Origin of the sequence: Frankia sp. Hr75.2 (genome assembly GCF_949319125.1) — a bacterium.
Taxonomy (GTDB): domain Bacteria; phylum Actinomycetota; class Actinomycetes; order Frankiales; family Frankiaceae; genus Parafrankia; species Parafrankia soli.
The window spans coordinates 49,081-67,638 of sequence record NZ_CASGGV010000155.1 but is presented as its reverse complement, the minus strand read 5'-3'; the positions used below and the strand labels follow the sequence as shown (position 1 = coordinate 67,638).

16 protein-coding genes are annotated in these 18,558 nt (G+C 72.8%); 7 read left to right on the top strand and 9 right to left on the bottom strand.

Annotated elements, in window-relative coordinates:
• Positions 1–211 precede the first annotated feature (211 nt).
• The 3 genes from AC559T_RS13150 to AC559T_RS13140 all read right to left on the bottom strand — a co-directional run bounded on the left by AC559T_RS13150 (position 212) and on the right by AC559T_RS13140 (position 4,022).
• Positions 212–1,387: a Ppx/GppA phosphatase family protein gene (locus AC559T_RS13150; protein WP_420497600.1), complete on the bottom strand. Its 1,176-nt coding sequence runs from the start codon at positions 1,385–1,387 to the stop codon at positions 212–214.
• Between the two features lie 364 nt (positions 1,388–1,751).
• Positions 1,752–2,432, bottom strand: a complete 681-nt coding sequence (locus AC559T_RS13145; RefSeq protein WP_026240240.1) for a response regulator — start codon at positions 2,430–2,432, stop codon at positions 1,752–1,754.
• A gap of 138 nt (positions 2,433–2,570) precedes the next feature.
• Positions 2,571–4,022, bottom strand: coding sequence for a sensor histidine kinase (locus AC559T_RS13140; RefSeq protein ID WP_498868880.1), 1,452 nt, complete (start codon positions 4,020–4,022; stop codon positions 2,571–2,573).
• Between the two features lie 332 nt (positions 4,023–4,354).
• Between AC559T_RS13140 and phoU the strand changes: the two genes are divergently transcribed.
• Positions 4,355–4,999, top strand: coding sequence for a phosphate signaling complex protein PhoU (phoU, locus tag AC559T_RS13135; RefSeq protein WP_020463569.1), 645 nt, complete (start codon positions 4,355–4,357; stop codon positions 4,997–4,999).
• Between the two features lie 159 nt (positions 5,000–5,158).
• Here the strand turns inward: phoU and AC559T_RS13130 are convergent, their stop codons facing one another.
• Complete coding sequence (locus tag AC559T_RS13130) at positions 5,159–5,896, bottom strand: phosphoglyceromutase (protein WP_071066489.1); 738 nt, start codon at positions 5,894–5,896, stop codon at positions 5,159–5,161.
• 403 nt (positions 5,897–6,299) lie between these two features.
• Between AC559T_RS13130 and AC559T_RS13125 the strand changes: the two genes are divergently transcribed.
• Together AC559T_RS13125 and ygfZ are read left to right on the top strand one after the other, a co-directional pair.
• Positions 6,300–6,734, top strand: a complete 435-nt coding sequence (locus tag AC559T_RS13125; protein WP_071066490.1) for a Fur family transcriptional regulator — start codon at positions 6,300–6,302, stop codon at positions 6,732–6,734.
• A 7-nt stretch (positions 6,735–6,741) separates the two neighbouring features.
• Positions 6,742–7,980 carry a CAF17-like 4Fe-4S cluster assembly/insertion protein YgfZ gene (gene ygfZ, locus AC559T_RS13120; protein WP_112106942.1) on the top strand — a complete coding sequence of 413 codons (1,239 nt, stop codon included), beginning with the start codon at positions 6,742–6,744 and terminating at the stop codon, positions 7,978–7,980.
• 77 nt (positions 7,981–8,057) lie between these two features.
• Here ygfZ and AC559T_RS13115 read toward each other — a convergent pair whose 3' ends face one another.
• From AC559T_RS13115 to AC559T_RS13095, 5 genes are all read right to left on the bottom strand, one after another.
• Positions 8,058–9,407 (bottom strand): NsdA family TPR-like regulatory protein, encoded by a 1,350-nt coding sequence (locus AC559T_RS13115; RefSeq protein ID WP_071066492.1) that lies wholly within the window; start codon positions 9,405–9,407, stop codon positions 8,058–8,060.
• Positions 9,408–9,935: 528 nt separating this feature from the next.
• The gene (locus AC559T_RS13110) at positions 9,936–11,126 is read right to left on the bottom strand and encodes an ABC transporter ATP-binding protein (protein ID WP_112106947.1); all 1,191 of its coding nucleotides are present in this window, start codon (positions 11,124–11,126) and stop codon (positions 9,936–9,938) included.
• An 11-nt stretch (positions 11,127–11,137) separates the two neighbouring features.
• The gene (locus AC559T_RS13105) at positions 11,138–12,493 is read right to left on the bottom strand and encodes an extracellular solute-binding protein (protein ID WP_498868879.1); all 1,356 of its coding nucleotides are present in this window, start codon (positions 12,491–12,493) and stop codon (positions 11,138–11,140) included.
• A gap of 35 nt (positions 12,494–12,528) precedes the next feature.
• Positions 12,529–13,452, bottom strand: a complete 924-nt coding sequence (locus AC559T_RS13100) for a carbohydrate ABC transporter permease (protein ID WP_071066494.1) — start codon at positions 13,450–13,452, stop codon at positions 12,529–12,531.
• On the bottom strand, positions 13,449–14,393 hold the full coding sequence (locus AC559T_RS13095) for a carbohydrate ABC transporter permease (RefSeq protein ID WP_131625077.1): 945 nt from the start codon (positions 14,391–14,393) through the stop codon (positions 13,449–13,451). Before AC559T_RS13095 ends, AC559T_RS13100 begins: the two co-directional genes overlap by 4 nt.
• A gap of 338 nt (positions 14,394–14,731) precedes the next feature.
• On the opposite strand from AC559T_RS13095, the gene AC559T_RS13090 reads away from it, so the two are divergent.
• The 4 genes from AC559T_RS13090 (at position 14,732) to AC559T_RS13075 (ending at position 18,550) form a co-directional block, all read left to right on the top strand.
• The gene (locus AC559T_RS13090) at positions 14,732–16,075 is read left to right on the top strand and encodes a DUF349 domain-containing protein (RefSeq protein ID WP_235014142.1); all 1,344 of its coding nucleotides are present in this window, start codon (positions 14,732–14,734) and stop codon (positions 16,073–16,075) included.
• A 114-nt stretch (positions 16,076–16,189) separates the two neighbouring features.
• On the top strand, positions 16,190–16,987 hold the full coding sequence (locus tag AC559T_RS13085; protein WP_368952246.1) for a helix-turn-helix domain-containing protein: 798 nt from the start codon (positions 16,190–16,192) through the stop codon (positions 16,985–16,987).
• A 41-nt stretch (positions 16,988–17,028) separates the two neighbouring features.
• The gene (locus tag AC559T_RS13080; protein ID WP_112106937.1) at positions 17,029–17,499 is read left to right on the top strand and encodes a hypothetical protein; all 471 of its coding nucleotides are present in this window, start codon (positions 17,029–17,031) and stop codon (positions 17,497–17,499) included.
• 130 nt (positions 17,500–17,629) lie between these two features.
• Positions 17,630–18,550 carry an aldo/keto reductase gene (locus AC559T_RS13075; protein ID WP_498868878.1) on the top strand — a complete coding sequence of 307 codons (921 nt, stop codon included), beginning with the start codon at positions 17,630–17,632 and terminating at the stop codon, positions 18,548–18,550.
• Positions 18,551–18,558 lie beyond the last annotated feature (8 nt).

Genomic DNA, 18,558 nt, shown 5'->3' with positions numbered 1-18,558 from the left:
TCCCGGGCCTTTGCTCCGTCAGGAGGCGGAACGCATCGCCGGACAGGCCCGGCGGTGCCGCCCGCTGGTCCGGGCCCGGGCCCGGACCAGCGGCGCGACGGCAGGACCAGCGGTGCGGGACGGGTGTCCGGCGGATGACCGGCCCCGCGCCCACGGCGCTCCCGCGTTCAGAATCGCCGACGACGAGACCACACAGTGACGCAAGTCATCGCTACCGTGCCGGTGGAAGTGAACGCGGGCCGTCCAGTCCCGAGGTCAGCAGGTCGAGCCGGCGCAGGATCACCCCCTCGCGCAGCGCCCAGGGGCAGATCTCCACCTCCTCGAGGTTGAACAGATCCAGCGCCTCGGCCGCCACGACGGCGCCCGCGATCAGCTGGCTGGCCCGCGACGCGGAGACACCCGGCAGCGCCGCGCGCTCGGCGGCCGACATCCGGCACACCCGCGCGGCCACCTCCACGAGGTCCTCCCGGCGCAGGACCCGCCGCACGTACGGCCCGCGGCCGTAGGGCGCGGCGCCGGAGACACGGGCCAGCGAGCGGAAGGTCTTGGACGTCGCCACCGCCCGGGTCGGCTCGCCCACGTGGTACAGCGACCCGACGACCGGCGCGATCTGCGCCCGGACATAGCGGCGCAGCGCGTTGAGCTCCGAACGCTTGGGCGGGTCGTTCTCGCTGAGCCAGTCCCTGGTCAGCCGGCTCGCGCCGAGCGGGAGGGAGGCGACGACCTCGGGGTCCTCGTGCATGCCCGCGCCGATCTCCAGCGAGCCGCCGCCGATGTCGAGCGCGAGCAACCGTCCCGCGCTCCAGCCGAACCACCGGCGCACCGCCAGGAAGGTGAGCCGCGCCTCGGCCTCACCCGGCAGGACGGCGACCTCCAGCCCGGTGTCGGCGCGTACCCGCGTCAGCACCTCGTCCCCGTCCGGGGCGTCCCGGACGGCTGACGTGGCGAAGGCGACCAGGTCGACCACGTGCAGGTCCTGGGCGTGCGCCCGCAGCTGCTGGATGCAGTCGGTCAGCGCCTGTTCACCACGCTCGGCCAGCCGCCCGTCGTCGTCGAGCAGTTCGACCAGACGCAACGGCACCCGCACGCTCGCCGCCGGCTGCGGCTGGCCACCCCGGTGCGCGTCCACCACCAGCAGGTGGACGGTGTTCGACCCGATGTCGATCACACCGAGGCGCATCGGGCCGTGCGGATGACCGGGAGGCGCCGCGACCCGGTTGTCCGCGGCCGGGGCGGTGGGCCGCAGGCCACGCTCCAGCTCACGCAGCGCACCGTCGTCGCCGCTCCGCGGAGCCTGGCCGCCGGTGCCTGCGCGAGCGGTGTCGGCACCAGCCGTGTCGGCACCAGCCGTGCCCGGGCCGATGATGTCCGCGACTGCTTCGTTCACGCCGGTCGCGTCCGCCCCGGGCTCGACAGCGCTGGTCTCACCAGCGCCGAGCTCAACAGCGCCGGGCTGGTCGGCGCCGGCCCTGTTAACCGGAACACCTCCGCCCGGTCCCCGGCGCGCCAGCGCCGGTCTCAACCGCACCGCCGGTCACCCGCCCGGATCGCCATCCGACCGATGGCCCCGCGACGGCCCGTCCTACGACCGCTCGTCACCGGACTGGTCACCCCCCTGTGTATGCCGCCGCCGACGCCCCGTGACCGGGAGGCCGCGCGTGGCCTGCCCCGGAATCCGTCCGTCCCGGGCGCCCATCCAACCTAGTGCCGCTTCCGACCACGTCAGCCGGCCAGTGGGGGGCGGGAGCCGGTCAGGGCTCGAACTTGTAACCCAGGCCACGCACCGTCACCAGGTGCCGCGGCGCCCCCGGCTCGGCCTCGATCTTGGTGCGCAGGCGCTTCACGTGGACGTCGAGCGTCTTGGTGTCGCCGACGTAGTCCGACCCCCAGACCCGGTCGATCAGCTGGCCGCGGGTGAGCACCCGGCCCGCGTTGCGCAGGAACATCTCCAGCAGCTCGAACTCCTTGAGCGGCAGCGCGACCTGGCTGCCGTCGACGGTGACGACATGCCGCTCGACGTCCATCCGCACCCGGCCGACCTCCAGGGTGGCGTCGGACACCTCCTCGGTCTCCACCCGGCGGCGCAGGACGGCGCGGATCCGGGCGACGAGCTCGCGGGCCGAGAACGGCTTCGTCACGTAGTCGTCGGCGCCCAGCTCGAGGCCGACCACCTTGTCGATCTCGCTGTCCCGGGCGGTGAGCATGATCACAGGCACGGTCGAGCGGGCGCGCAGCGTGCGACAGACCTCCGTCCCGGACAGGCCGGGGAGCATGAGGTCGAGCAGGATCAGGTCGGCACCGTGCCGGTCGAACTCGGCCAGCGCGCTGGGCCCGTCACCGACGACGGCGACCTCGAACCCCTCACGCTCCAACATGAACGACAACGCATCGGAGAAGGACTCCTCGTCCTCGACCACGAGCAGCCTGGTCACCGTCACGCTCCCTGTACTCCCGCGTCCGCCGGGATCTCCGGGGACGAAATGTTTCACCGCGCGGTGTCACACCGTTTTACGGCCGGTGCCGGGAACAGGGGCCACCGCTGAAAAGCCGGTTGGAATACCGGCTCCGGATCATGCTCCGGGGCCGCCGTGGCCGGTTCCGGAGGAATTCTCGGACGCGACCGGAGCGGCCGCCGCCGGCCGGGTGCGACCAGCTGATTCGTGCACAGTTTCCGCCAGGACCGGGCCCCGCGACGCGGAATCGGCGAGATCGGGTGCATCGACTGGCGGCCGCAACGGAACGACACCGCTCGGCCGCGACGGAGCCGCGCCACCAGGCTCGACCGTGCCGCCGGGCTCGACCGTGCCGCCGGATCTCGCCGCGGGGCCGGCCTTCGCCACCCCGCCGGACTTCCCCGCACGGCCTGTTTCGGAGCGGCCCGCTCCGGACCCGGTCGCCTTGGGATCGTCGGTACCGGAGGGCAGGCGCAGCGTGAACGTCGAGCCCCGACCCTCCGCGCTCCACACGCTCACCGAACCGCCGTGGTTGGTCGCGATGTGCTTCACGATAGCCAGGCCGAGACCAGTTCCCCCGGTCGCCCGGGAACGCGCCGGGTCGGCGCGGTAGAAACGCTCGAAGACCCGTTCCAGGTCCTTCTCGGCGATGCCGATTCCCTCGTCCGCGACTGATATCTCTATCGTTCCGCCGACCTGGCGGACTCCCAGCACGACCCGTGTGCCGCGCGGCGAGTAGCTGATGGCGTTGTCCAGCAGGTTCGCCACGGCGGTGACCAGCTGGTTCTCGTCGCCGCGGACCCGCAGCCCGCCGGCGCCGATGACGGCGACCGAGATCTCCTGCGCCTGCGCGCTGAACCGGTTCCGGTCGACGGCCTCCGCGAGCACCACCGAGACCGGCACCGGGGCCAGGTCGGGCATCGGCTCGGCGCCCTGCAGCCGGGAGAGGTCGATGATCTCCTGGACCAGCCGGGCCAGCCGGGTGGACTCGTGCGTCATCCGCGACGCGAAACGGCGCACGGCCACCGGGTCCTCGCTGGCCTCGCTGACCGCCTCCGCGAGCACGTGCAGCGCCCCGACGGGCGTCTTGAGCTCGTGGCTGACGTTGGCGACGAAATCGCGCCGGACGGCCTCGACCCGCCGCGAGTCGGTGATGTCGTCGAGCAGGACCGAGACGTACCCGCTGTCACCGAGCGGTCGTGCGTATGCCCAGACGGCCAGCGCGGTCTGGTCCGGACGGGCCCTGGTCAGCGGTGGCTCGGGCACCGGCGGCAGGTCCAGTTGACGGTTGCGCTCGGCCGCTGCGGACCGGCAGGCCTTCACCAGATCCGCCACCTCGCCCACGCTGAGCTCGTCACCGTCGACGACACCCATCCGGCGGGCGGCGGAGTTGACCAGTACGACCACGTCCTCGGCGTTCACCACCACCAGCCCGGAGGGCAGGCCGGCGATCACCTGTCGGACGAGGTGGGCGGGCAGCGCGTGCGGACCGGTGGCGGCCGCCGCCGCGCCGCGGGGGCCGGTGTTCGTCGCACCGCCCCGATCAGCCGAGTCAGGCCGCCGTGCCATCGCCGCGTCCCCTCCACGATGCCGCGACCCGACCGTCGAGGGCACCCGTACCGGCCCTGCAGAGCCAACCCTGACGAAACGCGACGTGACCGGTTGTCATGTCATCGTCCGACCTGTCCCCCACGTGCCGAATGTTAGGCGCCACCAGGTCGTCCGCGCCTTGGCTCGCAATGGTTCACGGCCGATGGTCGCCAGGTGTTCATCCGGCCTATCGTCGATGTTCACCCGACGGCGACGGCTGCGCATCATCGTCTGACGTCAACCCCCGAGGACCACCGAACGACTGTGATCGAATGGTGCTCCGAGCCTCCCCTAGCTGTAAGGAGCCGTCTGTGCGGGACGTCTTCCAGGAAGAACTGGAAAGCATCAACCAATCGCTGATCGAGATGACCAGCATGGTCGCGTCGGCGATGGCACGGGCCACCACCTCGCTCCTGGACGCCGATCTTCAGCTCGCCGAGAACGTGATCAGCGCGGACGAGACCGTCGACCTGCTCCGCAACGAGATCGAGGAGCGGGCCTTCGATGTGATGGCCCGGCAGGCCCCGGTCGCGACCGACCTGCGGATGATGGTGACCACGCTGCGTATCGTCGCCGACCTGGAGCGGATGGGCGACCTCGCCCTGCACGTGGCCAAGGTCGCCCGGCGCCGCTACCCCGGGCGGGCGGTCCCGCCCGAGCTGCACGCCACGATGCTGCAGATGGGCCAGGTCGCGCAGCGCATCGTCGCCAAGGCCGGCTCGGTGATCGCCAGCCGGGACGCCGAGCTCGCCAAGGAGCTGGAGGCCGACGACGACGCGATGGACGGGCTGCACCGTGCCCTGTTCCACGTGCTGATCGAGAAGCCGTGGACCCACGGCATGGAGGCCGCCATCGACATCACCCTGTGCGGCCGCTACTACGAGCGCTATGCCGACCACGCCGTGTCGGTCGCCCGCCGGGTGATCTACCTGGTCACCGGCGAGAAGGCGGGCTGACGACCCGCCCGCCCCGGCTTCTCGCCGCCCGCCCCGCGCCTTCGACGACCCGCCCTCGCGCTCGGCCCCCGCGCTCGGCTGCCAGCTCCCAGCCTTCGGCCACCCGCCCGCACCGCCCGGTGTCCCGCCGCGCCGCGGCCCGTGCCGCCCGCCTGGCGACTACTTCTTCTTGCCCTGAGCCGCGACGGCCGCGGCGGCGGTCTCCGCCGCGGCCGGGTCGAGATAGCCCGAGTCCAGCACCTTGAGATCGTCGTCCAGCTCGTAGCGCAGCGGGATGCCGGTCGGGATGTTCAGGTTCGCGATGTCGGTGTCGGAGATCCCGTCGAGGTGCTTGACCAGCGCCCGCAGCGAGTTCCCGTGCGCCGTGACGAGCACCGTCGCGCCGGAGCGCAGGTCCGGGACGATCGAGTCATACCAGTAGGGCAGCATCCGGACAACGACGTCGCGCAGGCATTCGGTGAGCGGGATCACATCGGGAGCGAGGTCGGCGTACCGCTCGTCGACGCCGCTCGGCTGGCTCGGCTCGATGGGCGGCGGCGGCGTGTCGTAGGAGCGGCGCCAGAGCAGGAACTGCTCGTCGCCGAACTTCGCCAGGGTCTCCGCCTTGTTCAGCCCCTGCAGGCCGCCGTAGTGCCGCTCGTTGAGGCGCCAGCTGCGGCGCACCGGCACCCAGGTGCGCCCGGCCGCGTCCAGGGCCAGCCACGCGGTGCGGATGGCCCTGGTGAGCAGCGAGGTGTGCACCACGTCGGGCAGGACCCCCGCCTCCTGGAGCAGCTCCCCGCCGCGCGTGGCCTCCTTGAGGCCCTTCTCGGACAGATCGACGTCCACCCAGCCGGTGAACAGGTTTTCACGGTTCCACGTGCTCTCGCCGTGGCGGAGCAGGACGAGCGTCGGCATAGGTGAATCCTGCCCGCTCGGCCCGGTGCTCGGCCAGTGTCCTCCGCTGGTCCCGTGCACCGCCGGAAACGCAGCGACCCCCGGGTGCTCCGCCCCGCATAGGGCGGGACGGGCCGTCGGGACTAACGACGGCACCCGGGGGTCGGGTGTCTGCCTGGTACTCGCCGGTGCCGGTGCCCGAGGGCCACCCGGCAGGGGGTGAGGACCACGAGACCGGCTAGCGGACAGTCACCTCACGAGTCCTATGTGCATACAAAGCCTGGACCACCTCCCTTCTCGTGTACAGGGAACGCTACGCGCCAGCCGACCGCCGTCGCAAACGGTTTTTTCCACTGGTGCTCCGCGAGGAGCAGGGTGTGGTCCGCCCCGCCGGGATCCGCGCGGCGGGGCCTAGACTTTCTCCATGGCGGCCGAGGTCGACGACTGGCACACACGGCTACGTGCGCGTGGGTACCGCCTGACGCCGCAGCGCCAACTGGTGCTGGAGGCCGTCGCCAGGCTGGGCCACGCCACCCCGGAGGCGATCGTCCACGAGGTCCGGCAGACAGCCAGCGGCGTGAACATCTCCACCGTCTACCGCACCCTCGACCTCCTCGAGGAGCTCGACCTCGTCTCGCACGCGCACCTCTCACACGGCGCGCCGACCTACCACGTCACCGGGGTCGACCCGCACGTGCACCTGGTCTGCGGCGCCTGCGGGGCCATCCTGGAGATCTCGCCCGAGCGGCTCGCGGGCATCGTCGGCGAGCTGCGCGCGGAGCTGGGCTTCACCGTCGACATGGAGCACCTCACACTGGCGGGCCGGTGCGCGGAGTGCACAGCGGCCGGAAGGCGTTAGACCTGGCATGAGCACCGACACGCAGGCCCTCCGGCCGGCCCCGGCCCCGTCTCCGCTGCTCGCGCGGCCCGGAGCGGTCGCGGCCCCCGAGCCGGACGCGACGGTCGCGGCCCACTACGGCGATCCGCTGCGCGAGCAGCGCCGGGCAGTCACCACCGCGGTGCTGGTCGACCGCTCCAACCGCGGCGTGCTGCGCGTCACCGGTCCGGAGCGGCTCACCTGGCTGCACAGTCTGACCTCGCAGCACCTGTCGCAGCTGGCCCCGGGGCGAGGCACCGAGGCACTGGTGCTCTCCCCGCACGGCCACATCGAGCACCATCTGGTGCTCGCCGACGACGGCACCGCCACCTGGATCGACGTCGAGCCCGGGAGCGCGCCGCGGCTGCTGTCCTTCCTGGAGTCGATGCGGTTCATGCTCCGGGTCGAGCCGGCTGACGCCACGGCCGAGACGGCCGTCCTGTCGCTGCTCGGCCCGAACGCGGATGACGTCGCCCGGGCCGTGCTCGGGCCGTCGGCCGTCCCCGGCGAGGCAGGCGGCGGTCCTGCCGCGGGCACTGCCGCCGCGGGCTCCCCCACCGCGGCCGGTGCCGTGACCACCGGCCCGTACCCGGTCACCCGTGCGGCGGCCGCGACCGACCCGACCGCCACCGGCGCGGCCGTGGGCGGCCTGGCCCCCCTGATCCGCCGGATGCCCTACGGGCTGGACCTGCTGGTCGCACGCGCGGATCTCGCCACGATCGCCGACCAGCTGGTGGGCGCCGGAGCCACCCCGGCCGGCCTGAGCGCGTTCGAGGCGCTGCGGATCGCCGCGCGCCGGCCGCGCCTGGGCCGGGAGACCGACCACCGCACCATCCCGCACGAGGTGGGCTGGCTGCCGGCCGCCGTACACCTGGACAAGGGGTGCTACCGCGGCCAGGAGACCGTCGCCCGGGTGCACAACCTGGGTCGCCCGCCTCGGCGCATGGTGCTGCTGCACCTGGACGGCGCCGTCGCGGCTCCGGGTACCCCGGTCACCGCGGGCGGTCGCGCGGTCGGCTTCGTCGGGGCGTCCGAGATGCATCACGAGCTGGGCCCGATCGCGCTGGCCGTGGTGAAGCGCTCGCTTCCGGCGGACGCGGTGCTCGTCGTCACCGACCCCGACGGCGCCCAGGTGGCGGCGACGATCGACCCCGAGGCCGGCCCGGAGCAGCCGACCCGTCCCGCGGGGCGCCTGCTGCACCCGCACACCGGAGACACCGGAGGCTGACCGGCGGCGGAGGCTGACCGGCGGCCACCGCCCGCCTGTCCGGCGGCCGCCGGGATGACCGGCGGGCCGCCGGTCACTCAGGCCGTGCGGGCCAGTATCTGGTCGAGCTCACGCGCGGCCGGGTCCGCCGAGTGCCGGCGCAGCCGCCGCCGGACCTCGTCGGCACGCCGGCTGTTCCGCTTCGACCGGGTCGCCTCCAGCATCGGCAGGGCCTCCTTCGCCAGCGAGCACCCACCGTCGAGGTTGCCCAGGTCGATCTGGACGGCGGCCCGCCGCAACAGGTAGGTCGCGCGGTCCCGGGTGCGCTCGTGCGGGTGGATGGCCAGCGAGCCCTCGAGCCAGCGATCGGCGTGCACGAGGTGGCCGAGGTCGATGTAGCAGCTGCCGACCTGCGCCTGGTACTCGGCGTCGTCGAAGTAGGCCGACCAGGCCGGGTCCTCCGCGCGTGCCTCGACGAACGCCGCCTCGGCGCAGGCCAGCGCCTGGGCGCAGGCGCTGGCCTCGCCCAGCGCGGCGTGCGCGCGGGCCCGGCGCATCTGCAGCATCGCCGCGACCCGGCCGGTCGCCCGCCGCGCGCTGGCGACCGCGGCCTCCGCCAGGTCGACCGCCTCACGCGGCCGGGCGAAGTCCACGCACTGCAGCGACATGTTCTTCAGGACGTTCGCGCCGAGCATCCGGTCCCCCGCGGCGTGCGCGGCGTGCAGCGCGGTCACCCAGTACCGCTGCGCCGCGGTCTGGAAGCCGGCGTCGAAGGAGACCCAGCCGGCGAACCGGGCGAGCTCGGCCGCGACCAGGTGCAGGTGCCGGCCGATCGCCTCGGTGTAGGAGCCGCGGGCGAGCAGGTCGGCGACCACGCCGAGCTCGGCGTCCACCAGCCGCCGCACGCTCTCCCCGCCGAGACGCTCGTCCATCACCCGCAGGCCGGGGATGTTGTGCTCGATCCGGTTGACGATCTGCTCGTCCACCTGGCCGCCGGCGAGCGCGGCCTGCAGCCGGGCCGGCTCCAGGCCGAGCCACTCCGACGACAGCGACGCGACACCGGGCCCGGTGATGGTCAGGAAGCCGCGGCGGTCGGTCAGCGCGTCCTCGACGACGTCCATGAGCGAGGTGACGCTGCCCGAGGCCGTCCACGGGTACTCCGTGCGCACGGCGTCACCGGTCGGCAGCCAGGACGGCCACGGGTGGGACTCCAGCCGGTCGGTCGGGACCCCGAGCTCGGCGGCGAGCGCCAGCTGGGAGACACGGTCGGGCACGACCCCGCGGTGCTCCCAGCGCCAGACCTTCTGCCGCTCGGCGGCCATGTTCGCGACCCCGAGATCTCGGGCCCGACGCGCGACGACGCGTGCCAGCCGCTGGTAGGACCACCCACGCTGAGCGCGGACGAAGGCGAGGGGATGGGTGCAGGCGTGGGCATTGTCCGTCAGCATCGACGTCTCTCCTCTAGTCGCTGACACAGTCGCTTGCGTGACCAGCTAGCAACGCTATGTCGCGACATCTTCGTGTCCCAGGGCGATGGAGAGTGCGTTGTGAGCGAAGAGGTAACGCACGGACCACTTCAGCGACGCAATTGCACGGTTCGCTCGCCAAAGCGCGTGCGACGATGCCCGCATCGTCCCGTAGGCGCCAGATGCGGCACAGGGCCGGACAAGTCCACCCGCACTCCGCCCGCCTCGCGGACGGGCACTCGCGCCCGAGGCCGGCCGAGGCGGCCCCGCCGCCGGCACACGCGCGAGGGCTGCCGGCCGGGGCCACGGGGATGATCCGCCTTAGACACAGGTCGGAGCACAGCCGCCTTTGCCCCAGAATGAGCATCAGCCATCCGACAGGCGCCGGCCAGGGTCTAAGGTCCGAACTCTCCATGGTCCGGACTTGGGGGCCTCAGGACACCCACGAAACGACAAAGGACCTCCGGAGGAACACTCCGGAGGTCCTGAGGTGCAGGTCAGCGGTGGTGGTCAGGACGGCTGGCGCGCCGGGGGGATCGGCAGCGACCGGCCGTCCGGGCCGAAACAGAGCAGTGCCGAGGCCGGCGCGGTCACCGTGACCGGCTCGTCGGGCGCGACCCGCACCTGGGCCGCCACCCGCACCCCGAGCGTTCCGGCCGCCGATCGCACATAGACGGTGCGCTCCGCACCGAGCCGCTCGGCGACAACGACGTGCCCCTTCACCCGGAACCCGTCACCCACGCCCGTCCCGGCGGCCGTGCCGACACCGACACCGGCGCGGGCGCCGATCCCGCCGCCGGACGGCGAGCGGGTGCCGGACGCGGCCGCGGCGGAGTCGCCGAGCCTCAGGTGCTCGGGCCGCACCCCGACGGCGACCGCGGCGGCGGGTGCCGGCGCGGAGAAGCCCGGTCCGCGCAGGATGCCGTCCGCCCAGGTCCCCTCGAAGACATTCATCGGCGGGCTGCCGACGAACGTCGCGACGAACCGGGTGGCCGGCAGGTCGTAGATCTCGTCCGGGGTGCCGATCTGCTCGACGGCGCCCCGGTTCATCACCGCCACCCGGTCGCCCACCGCCATCGCCTCGGCCTGGTCGTGGGTGACGAACACGGCGGTGGTGCCCAGTTGGCGCAGCAGGCCGACGATCTCCACCCGCAGCTCCACCCGCAGCTTCGCGTCCAGCCCGGACATCGGCTCGTCCAGCAGGACGACGCGGGCCCGGGTGGCCAGCGCGCGCCCGATCGCCACCCGCTGGCGCTGCCCGCCCGACATCTGGGCGGGGCGCCGCCGGGCGAGGTCGGCGATGCCGAGCATCCGCAGCGTCTCGGCGGCGCGCTCCCGGGCCGCCGCCTTGGACATCCCGCGCCCGTAGCGCAGGGCCAGCACGAGATTGTCCGTCGCGGACAGGTGCGGGTAGAGGGCGAAGTGCTGGAAGACCATCGAGACGTCACGCCGGTGCGGCGGGACGCCGAGCTGGCTGTCGCCGTCGAAACGCAGGTCACCCGAGGTCGGCGCGTCCAGCCCGGCGAGGATGCGCAGCAGCGTCGACTTGCCCGACCCGGACGGGCCGAGCAGGGCGACGATCTCACCGGCCTCGATCGCCAGGTCGACCCCGGCGAGGGCGTGCACGGAGCCGAAGTCCCGGCCGATGCCCACCGCCTCGATCCGGGCCCCCGAGGTCGCGGTGACCGGGCTCGCCGGCACCGGGTTCGCCGTCACCGGGTCAGGGTCTCGGCCTCGGCCTGCGCCGCGGCGAGGGTCTTGTCGACGTCCGCCCCGGTCATGATGCGCACGACCTGGTCGGACAGGGCTGTCGGGAGCTCGCCGCCGCGCGCGCCGCCCCACGACGGAGGCCCGACCAGCGACGGGATGAGGTCGTTGAACGGCAGCAGCTGCGGGTACTGGCGGTAGAACGGCTCCAGCCGGGTCAGCGCCTCGGTGTCCACGGGCAGGTAGCTCAGCGACTCGGTGCTCGCCGCCACGACGTCGGGGGCCAGCAGCGACACGACCAGCTCGGTAGCCATCTCCTTCTGGCACTGGTCGGTGGACAGCACGGTCAGCGCGTTGCCGCCCGCGACCGGCGCCTGCTTTCCGCCCGGCAGCGTCGGGAACGGCACCGCGCCGGCCCGGAAGCCCTGCGCCCCCTGGTCCTGGATGAACTTCAGGCCGCCCGCGAGGGCCGCGACCGTCACCATCGTCATCGCGGTCTGCTTGCGGATGCCGAACCGCAGCAGGCCCTGGTTGGTCGGGTCGTCGGACTGCGGCCCGTACGTCCCGACCTTCGCCAGGAACCGGGCGGCCTCGAGCGCCTGCGGGCTGTTCAGCCGCGGCCGGCCCGCCTCGTCCTGGATCGGCGCGCCCTTCGAGCTGGCGAGGGTGTTCAGCACCCACTGCCCGAACTGCTGACCGGTCGGGATGTCGATCGGCTGGACGTCCTGCCCGGATGCCTTGATCTTGTCGGCCGCGGCGATCACACCGTCCGTGGTGGTCAGCGTCTTCGGGTCGACCCCGGCCTTCTCGAGGATGTCGAGGTTGTAGGCCAGCGTCAGCGTCGAGACCTGCTGGGGGATGCCGACCTGGCGGCCGCCGACCTGGCCGAGCGGGACCATCCGCTGGTCGTAGGAGGCCCGCAGCAGCCGCGGGGAGAGTTCCTGCGCGCCGAGCTGGTCGGCGAAGACCGGCAGCACGTCGAAGCCGGCGACCGCGACGTCGACCTGCTGGTGGGCTGAGCGGTCCGCGCTGAGCTGCTGCACCAGCGCCACATAGTTGGGCGCGGTGGCGACGATCTCGACCGTGAGGCCGGGATGCGTCTTCTCCATGTACGCCTTGCCGGACTTCGCCACGTCGTTCAGGTTCCCCACGGCGTACATCCGCAGCGTCTTCACCTGGGCGGCGCACTGCGGGGACGCCTTCGCGCCCTCGACGTCGTCCACGCCGGCGGCCGCGGTGCGCGCGGTCGGGCGCAGGCCCTCCCCCGGGCTGGCCGGCGTCGAGCCGCCTCCGCCACAGGCCGCCAGCGGGAACAGCGCCGCCACCACGGCGAGCGGCACCGCGCGTCGGAATCGGATCACGGATCTTCCTCTCGGGAGGCTCGCCCGTTCGGCGGTCACGCCGCGAGCCCGGTTCCGGTGATGCCGGCCGTCAACCGGCGCTGGGCGACAACGAACACGACGAGGGTGGGCAGGCTGATGATCAGCGAGCCCGCGGCGAGCTGGGTGAAGTCGGGGAACGCGGAAGTTCTGGTGGCGAGCCCGGCGAGCGCGAGCGGGGGTGTCGCGATGTCGGGCGAGCGGGCGACGAGCAGCGGCCACAGGTACTCGTTGAACGAGAGCAGGAAGCTGAAGACGCTGACCGTGGCGATCGCGGGCATGCTCAGCGGGACGACGACGGTGCGCAGGGTGCGCAGCGTCCCCAGGCCGTCCATCCGCGCGGCCTCGAGCACCGACACCGGGATCGTCGACATGTACTGGCGGAGCAGGAAGATCGCGGCGGCCTGCGTCATGAACGGCAGCACCAGGCCCACCCGGGTGTCGGCGAACCCGAGCGCCGAGATCGTGACGTAGTTCGGCACGGCGGTCACCTGCGGCGGGACGAGCAGGGTGGCCAGCACGACGCCGAACAGCAGCCCGCGCCCCCGGAAGGGCACCCAGGCGAACGCGTACGCCGCCGGGATCCCGGTGAGCAGTTGCAGCGCCAGGACGGCGAGGCTCACGCCGATCCCGGTCAGCAGCGCGGGGCCTAGATCACCCGCCTGCCAGGCGTTCTCGAACGCCCCGAAGCCCACCGAGGACGGGATCGGGTTCGCCGAGAGCCGCAGGGCGTTCTGCGGCGGGCCGACCGCGGTGCGCAGCATCCAGACGAACGGGAGGAGCGCGGCGGTGATACCGACCGCGAGGAACCCGAACCGGCCCGCCGCCGACAGCGACGACCAGAACGGCACGGCGCGCCGCCCGGCGCCTGCCGAACGCTTCGAACCGGGCGCCCGGCCGGCACCGGCGCGGTGCCGCGGGCTCGCCGCCTCGCTGGTCATGACCGGCCTCCTTCGGCGACGGGATCCTCGGCGCCCATGCCGTCGAGCTGCCTGGCCATCCGGACGCGCCGGCCCAGCAGCGCTCCCGCCGCGCCGACGAGCACCACCGCGACCAGCAGCAACAGGGCGATCATGGATGCGTAGCCGATCCGGAACGAACCCGTGAAACCGACCTTGTAGATGTAGTAGATGATCGTCGTGCTGGAGTCCAGGGGCCCGCCCTCGGTGAGCACCGCGACCGTCTCGAACGTCTGCAACGTCAGGACGGTGACGAACACCCCCAGGAACACCGTCGTCGGGGCCAGCAGCGGCAGCGTGACGTGGCGCAGCCGGGCGAGCCCGCGGACGCCGTCCACGTCGGCCGCCTCGTACACCGAGCGCGGAATCGCGGTCAGGCCGGCCAGATAGACCACGAAGACGAAACTGGTCAGCCGCCAGCCACCGACCAGCGCGACGACCGGGAGAGCGGTGGCGCGGTCACCGAGCCAGTTCACCGGATCGATGCCGACGAATCCGACGAGAGTGTTGGCCAGCCCGTCGGGGCTGCTGTCGAAGATGTACTGGAAGACCACAGCCATCGCCACGATGTTCGCACTCGCCGGCAGGAACAACGCGAATCGGACGGCCGCCCGGCCGCGGGTCACCCGTTCGGCCGCGAGCGCCAGCAACAGGCCGAACAGAACGGACGGAATGACCGTCAACAGGCAGTAGACCAGCGTGTTGCGGACGGCCTGGCCGAGATCGGGGTCCGCCAGCGCCTCGCGCAGGTTCGCCGTCCCCACCCAGTGGAAGTCCGGGCCGGTGAGGTTCTTGTCGGTGCCGGCGACGAAGGCCGACACGATCGCCGGGCCGATGACGAACACACACAGCCCGACAAAGGCGGGCGTCAACAGCGCGGCCGCCCGCCAGCCGTCCCGCCCGGCTCTGGTCCCCTGCGCCACGGTTACGCATCTTGGCCCGACGGCGACCGGTCCGCACACACCGGGGGGCGGGAAAAGATGAACGCCCGACGTCTTTTACGGCCAGCGCCTGATGACACACCGAACAGAGCCGCGCCATGGTGACGACGCTCGCGCCGCGCGGCCACACCGCCAGGCACCCGCGACAGCGACATCCTGGTCGTATCCCGGTGACATCCCCGGCGGCGTCCCGGCGGCGTCCCGGCGGCCGACGCGCACCGACACGCCCGGGGGCGACACCGGTTGCGGGCAGGTTCGGCGAACCTCCTTCTTCATTCGATAGCCGCCAGCGGTCCCCTTCCGGCCGGATGCCTGCAACAATGACAGGCATCTTGATGTCGATCTTCGGGAACGCGATGAGTGACCGCAGCGACGGCGACCGCGATGACAGCGGACGCCACGGCACCGGACCTGGTGGGCCCGCCCACCACCATGACGGGGACGGACCTTCCGGCGGGCGGGACGAACTCGGCGACGACTGGGGCCGGGTGGATGCCGACGGCACCGTGTACCTGCGCACCGCCGACGGCGAGCGCGCGGTCGGCTCGTGGCGCGCGGGCAGCCCTGAGGAGGGCCTGGCCCACTTCCGCCGCCGCTACGACGACCTCCTCGCCGAGGTGGTGTTGCTGGAGCGGCGGCTGACGGTGAGCGGCGTCGACCCCGGCGGCATCGCCGGCAGCGCCCGCCGGCTGCGGGAGGGGCTGGCCCAGGCCTCGGTCGTCGGCGACGTCGACGCCCTGGCCGCGCGGCTCGACGCCGTCCTGGCGGCCACGGACACCCGCCGCACGGAGCTCGCCGCCGAGCGGGCCCGCCGGGTCGCCGCCGCGGTCACCGCCAAGGAGGAGCTGGTCACCGAGGCCGAGCAGCTCGCCCGCAGCTCCGAGTGGAAGGTGACGAGCGAGCGTTTCCGGACCATCGGCGACGATTTCCGCGCGATCACCGGTGTCGACAAGCGGACCGACTCGGCGCTGTGGCGGCGGATCGCCGCGGCCCGCGACGAGTTCACCCGCCGCCGCACCTCGCACTTCGCCGCGCTCGACACCCAGCGCACGCGCTCACGCGAGCGCAAGGAGGCGATCATCGCCGAGGCCGTCGCGCTGTCGGACTCGACGGACTGGGGCCCGACGACCGCGCGGTACCGCGCGCTGATGGTCGAGTGGAAGGCGGCCGGCCGGGCCGCCAAGGACGTCGACGACGAGCTGTGGGCCCGGTTCCGGGCCGCGCAGGACGGCTTCTTCAGCCGGCGCAACGCCGTGAACGCCGAGCGCGACGCGGAGCAGATCGCCAACCAGGCCCGCAAGGAGGAGCTGCTCGTCGAGGCCGCCGCGCTCGATCCCGTCGACGTCGAGCGGTCGCTGCGCCGGTACCGCGAGATCCAGGAGCGCTGGGACGCGATCGGCCGGGTGCCCCGCGAGGCGGTCGGCAGCCTGGAACGCCAGCTCAACGCCATCGGGGACAAGCTGCGCGATGCCTCCGACGCCCGTTGGGACCGTCGCGACATCGCCGAGTCCCCGTTCCTGACGAAGCTGCGCGAGTCGGTGGCGAAGCTCGAGGCGAAGCTGGAGCGCGCCCGCGCCGCCGGCCGGGCCCGCGAGATCACCGAGACCGAGAACGCCCTCGCGACCCAGCGCGCCTGGCTGGCGCAGGCCGAGAAGGGAAGCTGACCGCGGTGCGCCGAATGGCCCAACTGCGCTAACTGCCCGCTTGCCACAGCTAGCATCAGCCCGTATCGTCGACCTCCTCTTGACCGGTTGTTCCTGTGGAGGTCGACGACGGCGGTGGCGGCTATCCATGTGCGGGATGTCGGCGACTTCATCCGCGAGCAGCGGCGCGGCGCGCAGATCTCACTGCGCCAGCTCGCCCGCCAGGCGGGGGTGAGCAATCCCTACCTCAGCCAGATCGAGCGCGGCCTGCGCCGGCCCTCGGCCGAGATCCTGCAGCAGATCGCGAAGGCCCTGCGCATCTCGGCGGAGGTCCTCTACGTGCAGGCCGGCATCCTCGAGGAACGCGAGGGCGGCGAGGACCTGCTGGCCGCCGTCCACGCCGACGAGACGCTGACCGAACGCCAGAAGCAGGTCATCGTCGACATCTACGACGCGTTCCGCCGGGAGAACGCGCTCGCCGGGCTGACCCCCGGCGCGCGGGGCCCGGCCGCGGCAGAGGCCGGCGACACCGAAGCCGACGTCGAGGCCGGCACCGCGACCGACGCTCTGACCGACATCGACACCGAGCCCGGCTCCGCGGCACCTGCGCCGCGCTCGGCGGCATCCCCGTCGGGCACGGACCGCGCGGCCTCTGCCGCCGAGCATGGCGAGACCACCCCGGGCGGGAAAGCCCCGGGCGAGGCCGGGCCGGGGCCCGCCGGGCGGACCAGGCCCGCGACGACCCGGCGCAAGACCGCCGCCACGGCGGGCGAGCCGACGTCCACGACGCGGCGCGCGGCGACCCGCAAGGCGGGGGACGGCCGGCGAGGCCCGCGTAGCAGCAGTACGAGGAGCGCCCCGGTGGCACCGGAGGACGGTGCCGGCGAGGCCACCACGAGCCGGACCCCGCCCGCGGGGCCGTCAAACACCTGACCCAACACCATCACAACCAGCGGAGATCGCTAGGAGATCACATGGCTACCGCCCGCACCGGTACGAAGACGAAGAGCGACACGCCCGCGGCAACCTCCGATGTTCGCAAGCCCCTGTACGCGTCGGTCGGCGCCGCCGATCTCGCGGTCGAGAAGCTCCGGACGCTTCCCACGGCCTACGGGACAGAGGTCCGGCGCATCTCGGACCGGGTCAGCCAGATCCCGGCCCAGGCGGCCAAGGTGCCCGTCCAGGTCGGCTCGGCCGTCCTCGCGCTTCCGGTGACCGTCGGGTCGCAGATTTCCGACCTGCAGGGCCGGGCGACCCAGCTCTACAACTCCTTCGCCAGCCGGGGCGAGAAGCGCGTCGCCGGCATCCGGCGCAGCCCCGCGACGGAGGAGGCGGTGAAGCAGACGAAGACGGCCGTCAGCCAGACGCGGGCCGCGCGCACCTCCACCCGCCGGGCGGCCACCGCCACGGGCCGCGCCGTCAGCGACGCCGCGACACCGAACTGAAAACAGCAGAACAAAAAATCAACACCACAGCTGCGCGCACCACGAACCCCAGACCCTGATTGCTGACGGTTCGTGGTGCGCGTGTTGTATTAAGGGCATGCGTTATCGCCCCCTTGGATCTTCGGGCCTGATGGTCTCCGTCGTCGGGCTGGGATGCAACAACTTCGGGTCCAGGGTCGACCTGACCGGTACGCGTGCCGTCGTCGAGGCCGCCCTCGACTCCGGGATCAACTTCTTCGACACCGCCGACACCTACGGGAACAAGGGCGGCTCGGAGACCCTGCTGGGGCACGTGCTCCGGGGCCGGCGCGACGACGTCGTCCTCGCCACCAAGGTCGGCAACGACATGGGCGGCATGTACGGCCAGGACTTCAACGCACGCGCCTCCCGCCGCTACATCCGCAAGGCGGTCGAGGGGTCGCTGAGCCGGCTGCAGACCGACTACATCGACCTGTACCAGCTCCACAACCTGGACGCCTTCACTCCCATCGAGGAGACGCTGGAGGCGCTCGGCGAGCTCGTCCAGGAGGGCAAGGTCCGCTACGTCGGGTCGTGCAACCTGGACGCCTGGCAGGTGTCCGACGCCGAGTGGACGGCACGGGCGTCCGGCACCACCCGGTTCATCTCGGCCCAGAACCACTACAACCTGCTCGTCCGGGACGTCGAGGCCGAGCTGGTGCCGGCCGCCCTCAAGTACGGGATCGGGGTCATCCCCTACTTCCCGTTGGAGAACGGCGTCCTGAGCGGCAAGTACCTGCGCGACGAGGCGCCGCCGGCCGGCACCCGGATGGCGGGCCGTCAGGACGAGCTCACCGACGACCTGTTCGATCGGGTGGAGACCCTGGAGACCTTCGCCAGGGAGCGGGACCGCTCCCTGCTGGACGTGGCGATCGGCGGCCTCGTCGCCCAGCCCGCGGTCGCCTCCGTGATCGCCGGTGCGACGAGCGCGGCGCAGGTCCGGGCGAACGCCGCGGCCGGCCAGTGGCAGCCCCGAGCGGACGACCTCGCCGTCCTCGACAAGATCGCTCCCACCCGCCGCCCGGGGGCCTGACACCTCGG

Excerpts from the sequence above, each read along its gene's own strand:
- AC559T_RS13140 (WP_498868880.1), bottom strand. The coding sequence starts at position 4,022 with ATGGCACGGCGGCCTGACTCGGCTGATCGGGGCGGTGCGACGAACACC.
- AC559T_RS13130 (WP_071066489.1), bottom strand. The coding sequence starts at position 5,896 with ATGCCGACGCTCGTCCTGCTCCGCCACGGCGAGAGCACGTGGAACCGT.
- AC559T_RS13125 (WP_071066490.1), top strand. The coding sequence starts at position 6,300 with ATGGCGGCCGAGGTCGACGACTGGCACACACGGCTACGTGCGCGTGGG.
- ygfZ (WP_112106942.1), top strand. The coding sequence starts at position 6,742 with ATGAGCACCGACACGCAGGCCCTCCGGCCGGCCCCGGCCCCGTCTCCG.
- AC559T_RS13115 (WP_071066492.1), bottom strand. The coding sequence starts at position 9,407 with ATGCTGACGGACAATGCCCACGCCTGCACCCATCCCCTCGCCTTCGTC.
- AC559T_RS13100 (WP_071066494.1), bottom strand. The coding sequence starts at position 13,452 with ATGACCAGCGAGGCGGCGAGCCCGCGGCACCGCGCCGGTGCCGGCCGG.
- AC559T_RS13090 (WP_235014142.1), top strand. The coding sequence starts at position 14,732 with ATGACAGGCATCTTGATGTCGATCTTCGGGAACGCGATGAGTGACCGC.
- AC559T_RS13080 (WP_112106937.1), top strand. The coding sequence starts at position 17,029 with ATGGCTACCGCCCGCACCGGTACGAAGACGAAGAGCGACACGCCCGCG.
- AC559T_RS13075 (WP_498868878.1), top strand. The coding sequence starts at position 17,630 with ATGGTCTCCGTCGTCGGGCTGGGATGCAACAACTTCGGGTCCAGGGTC.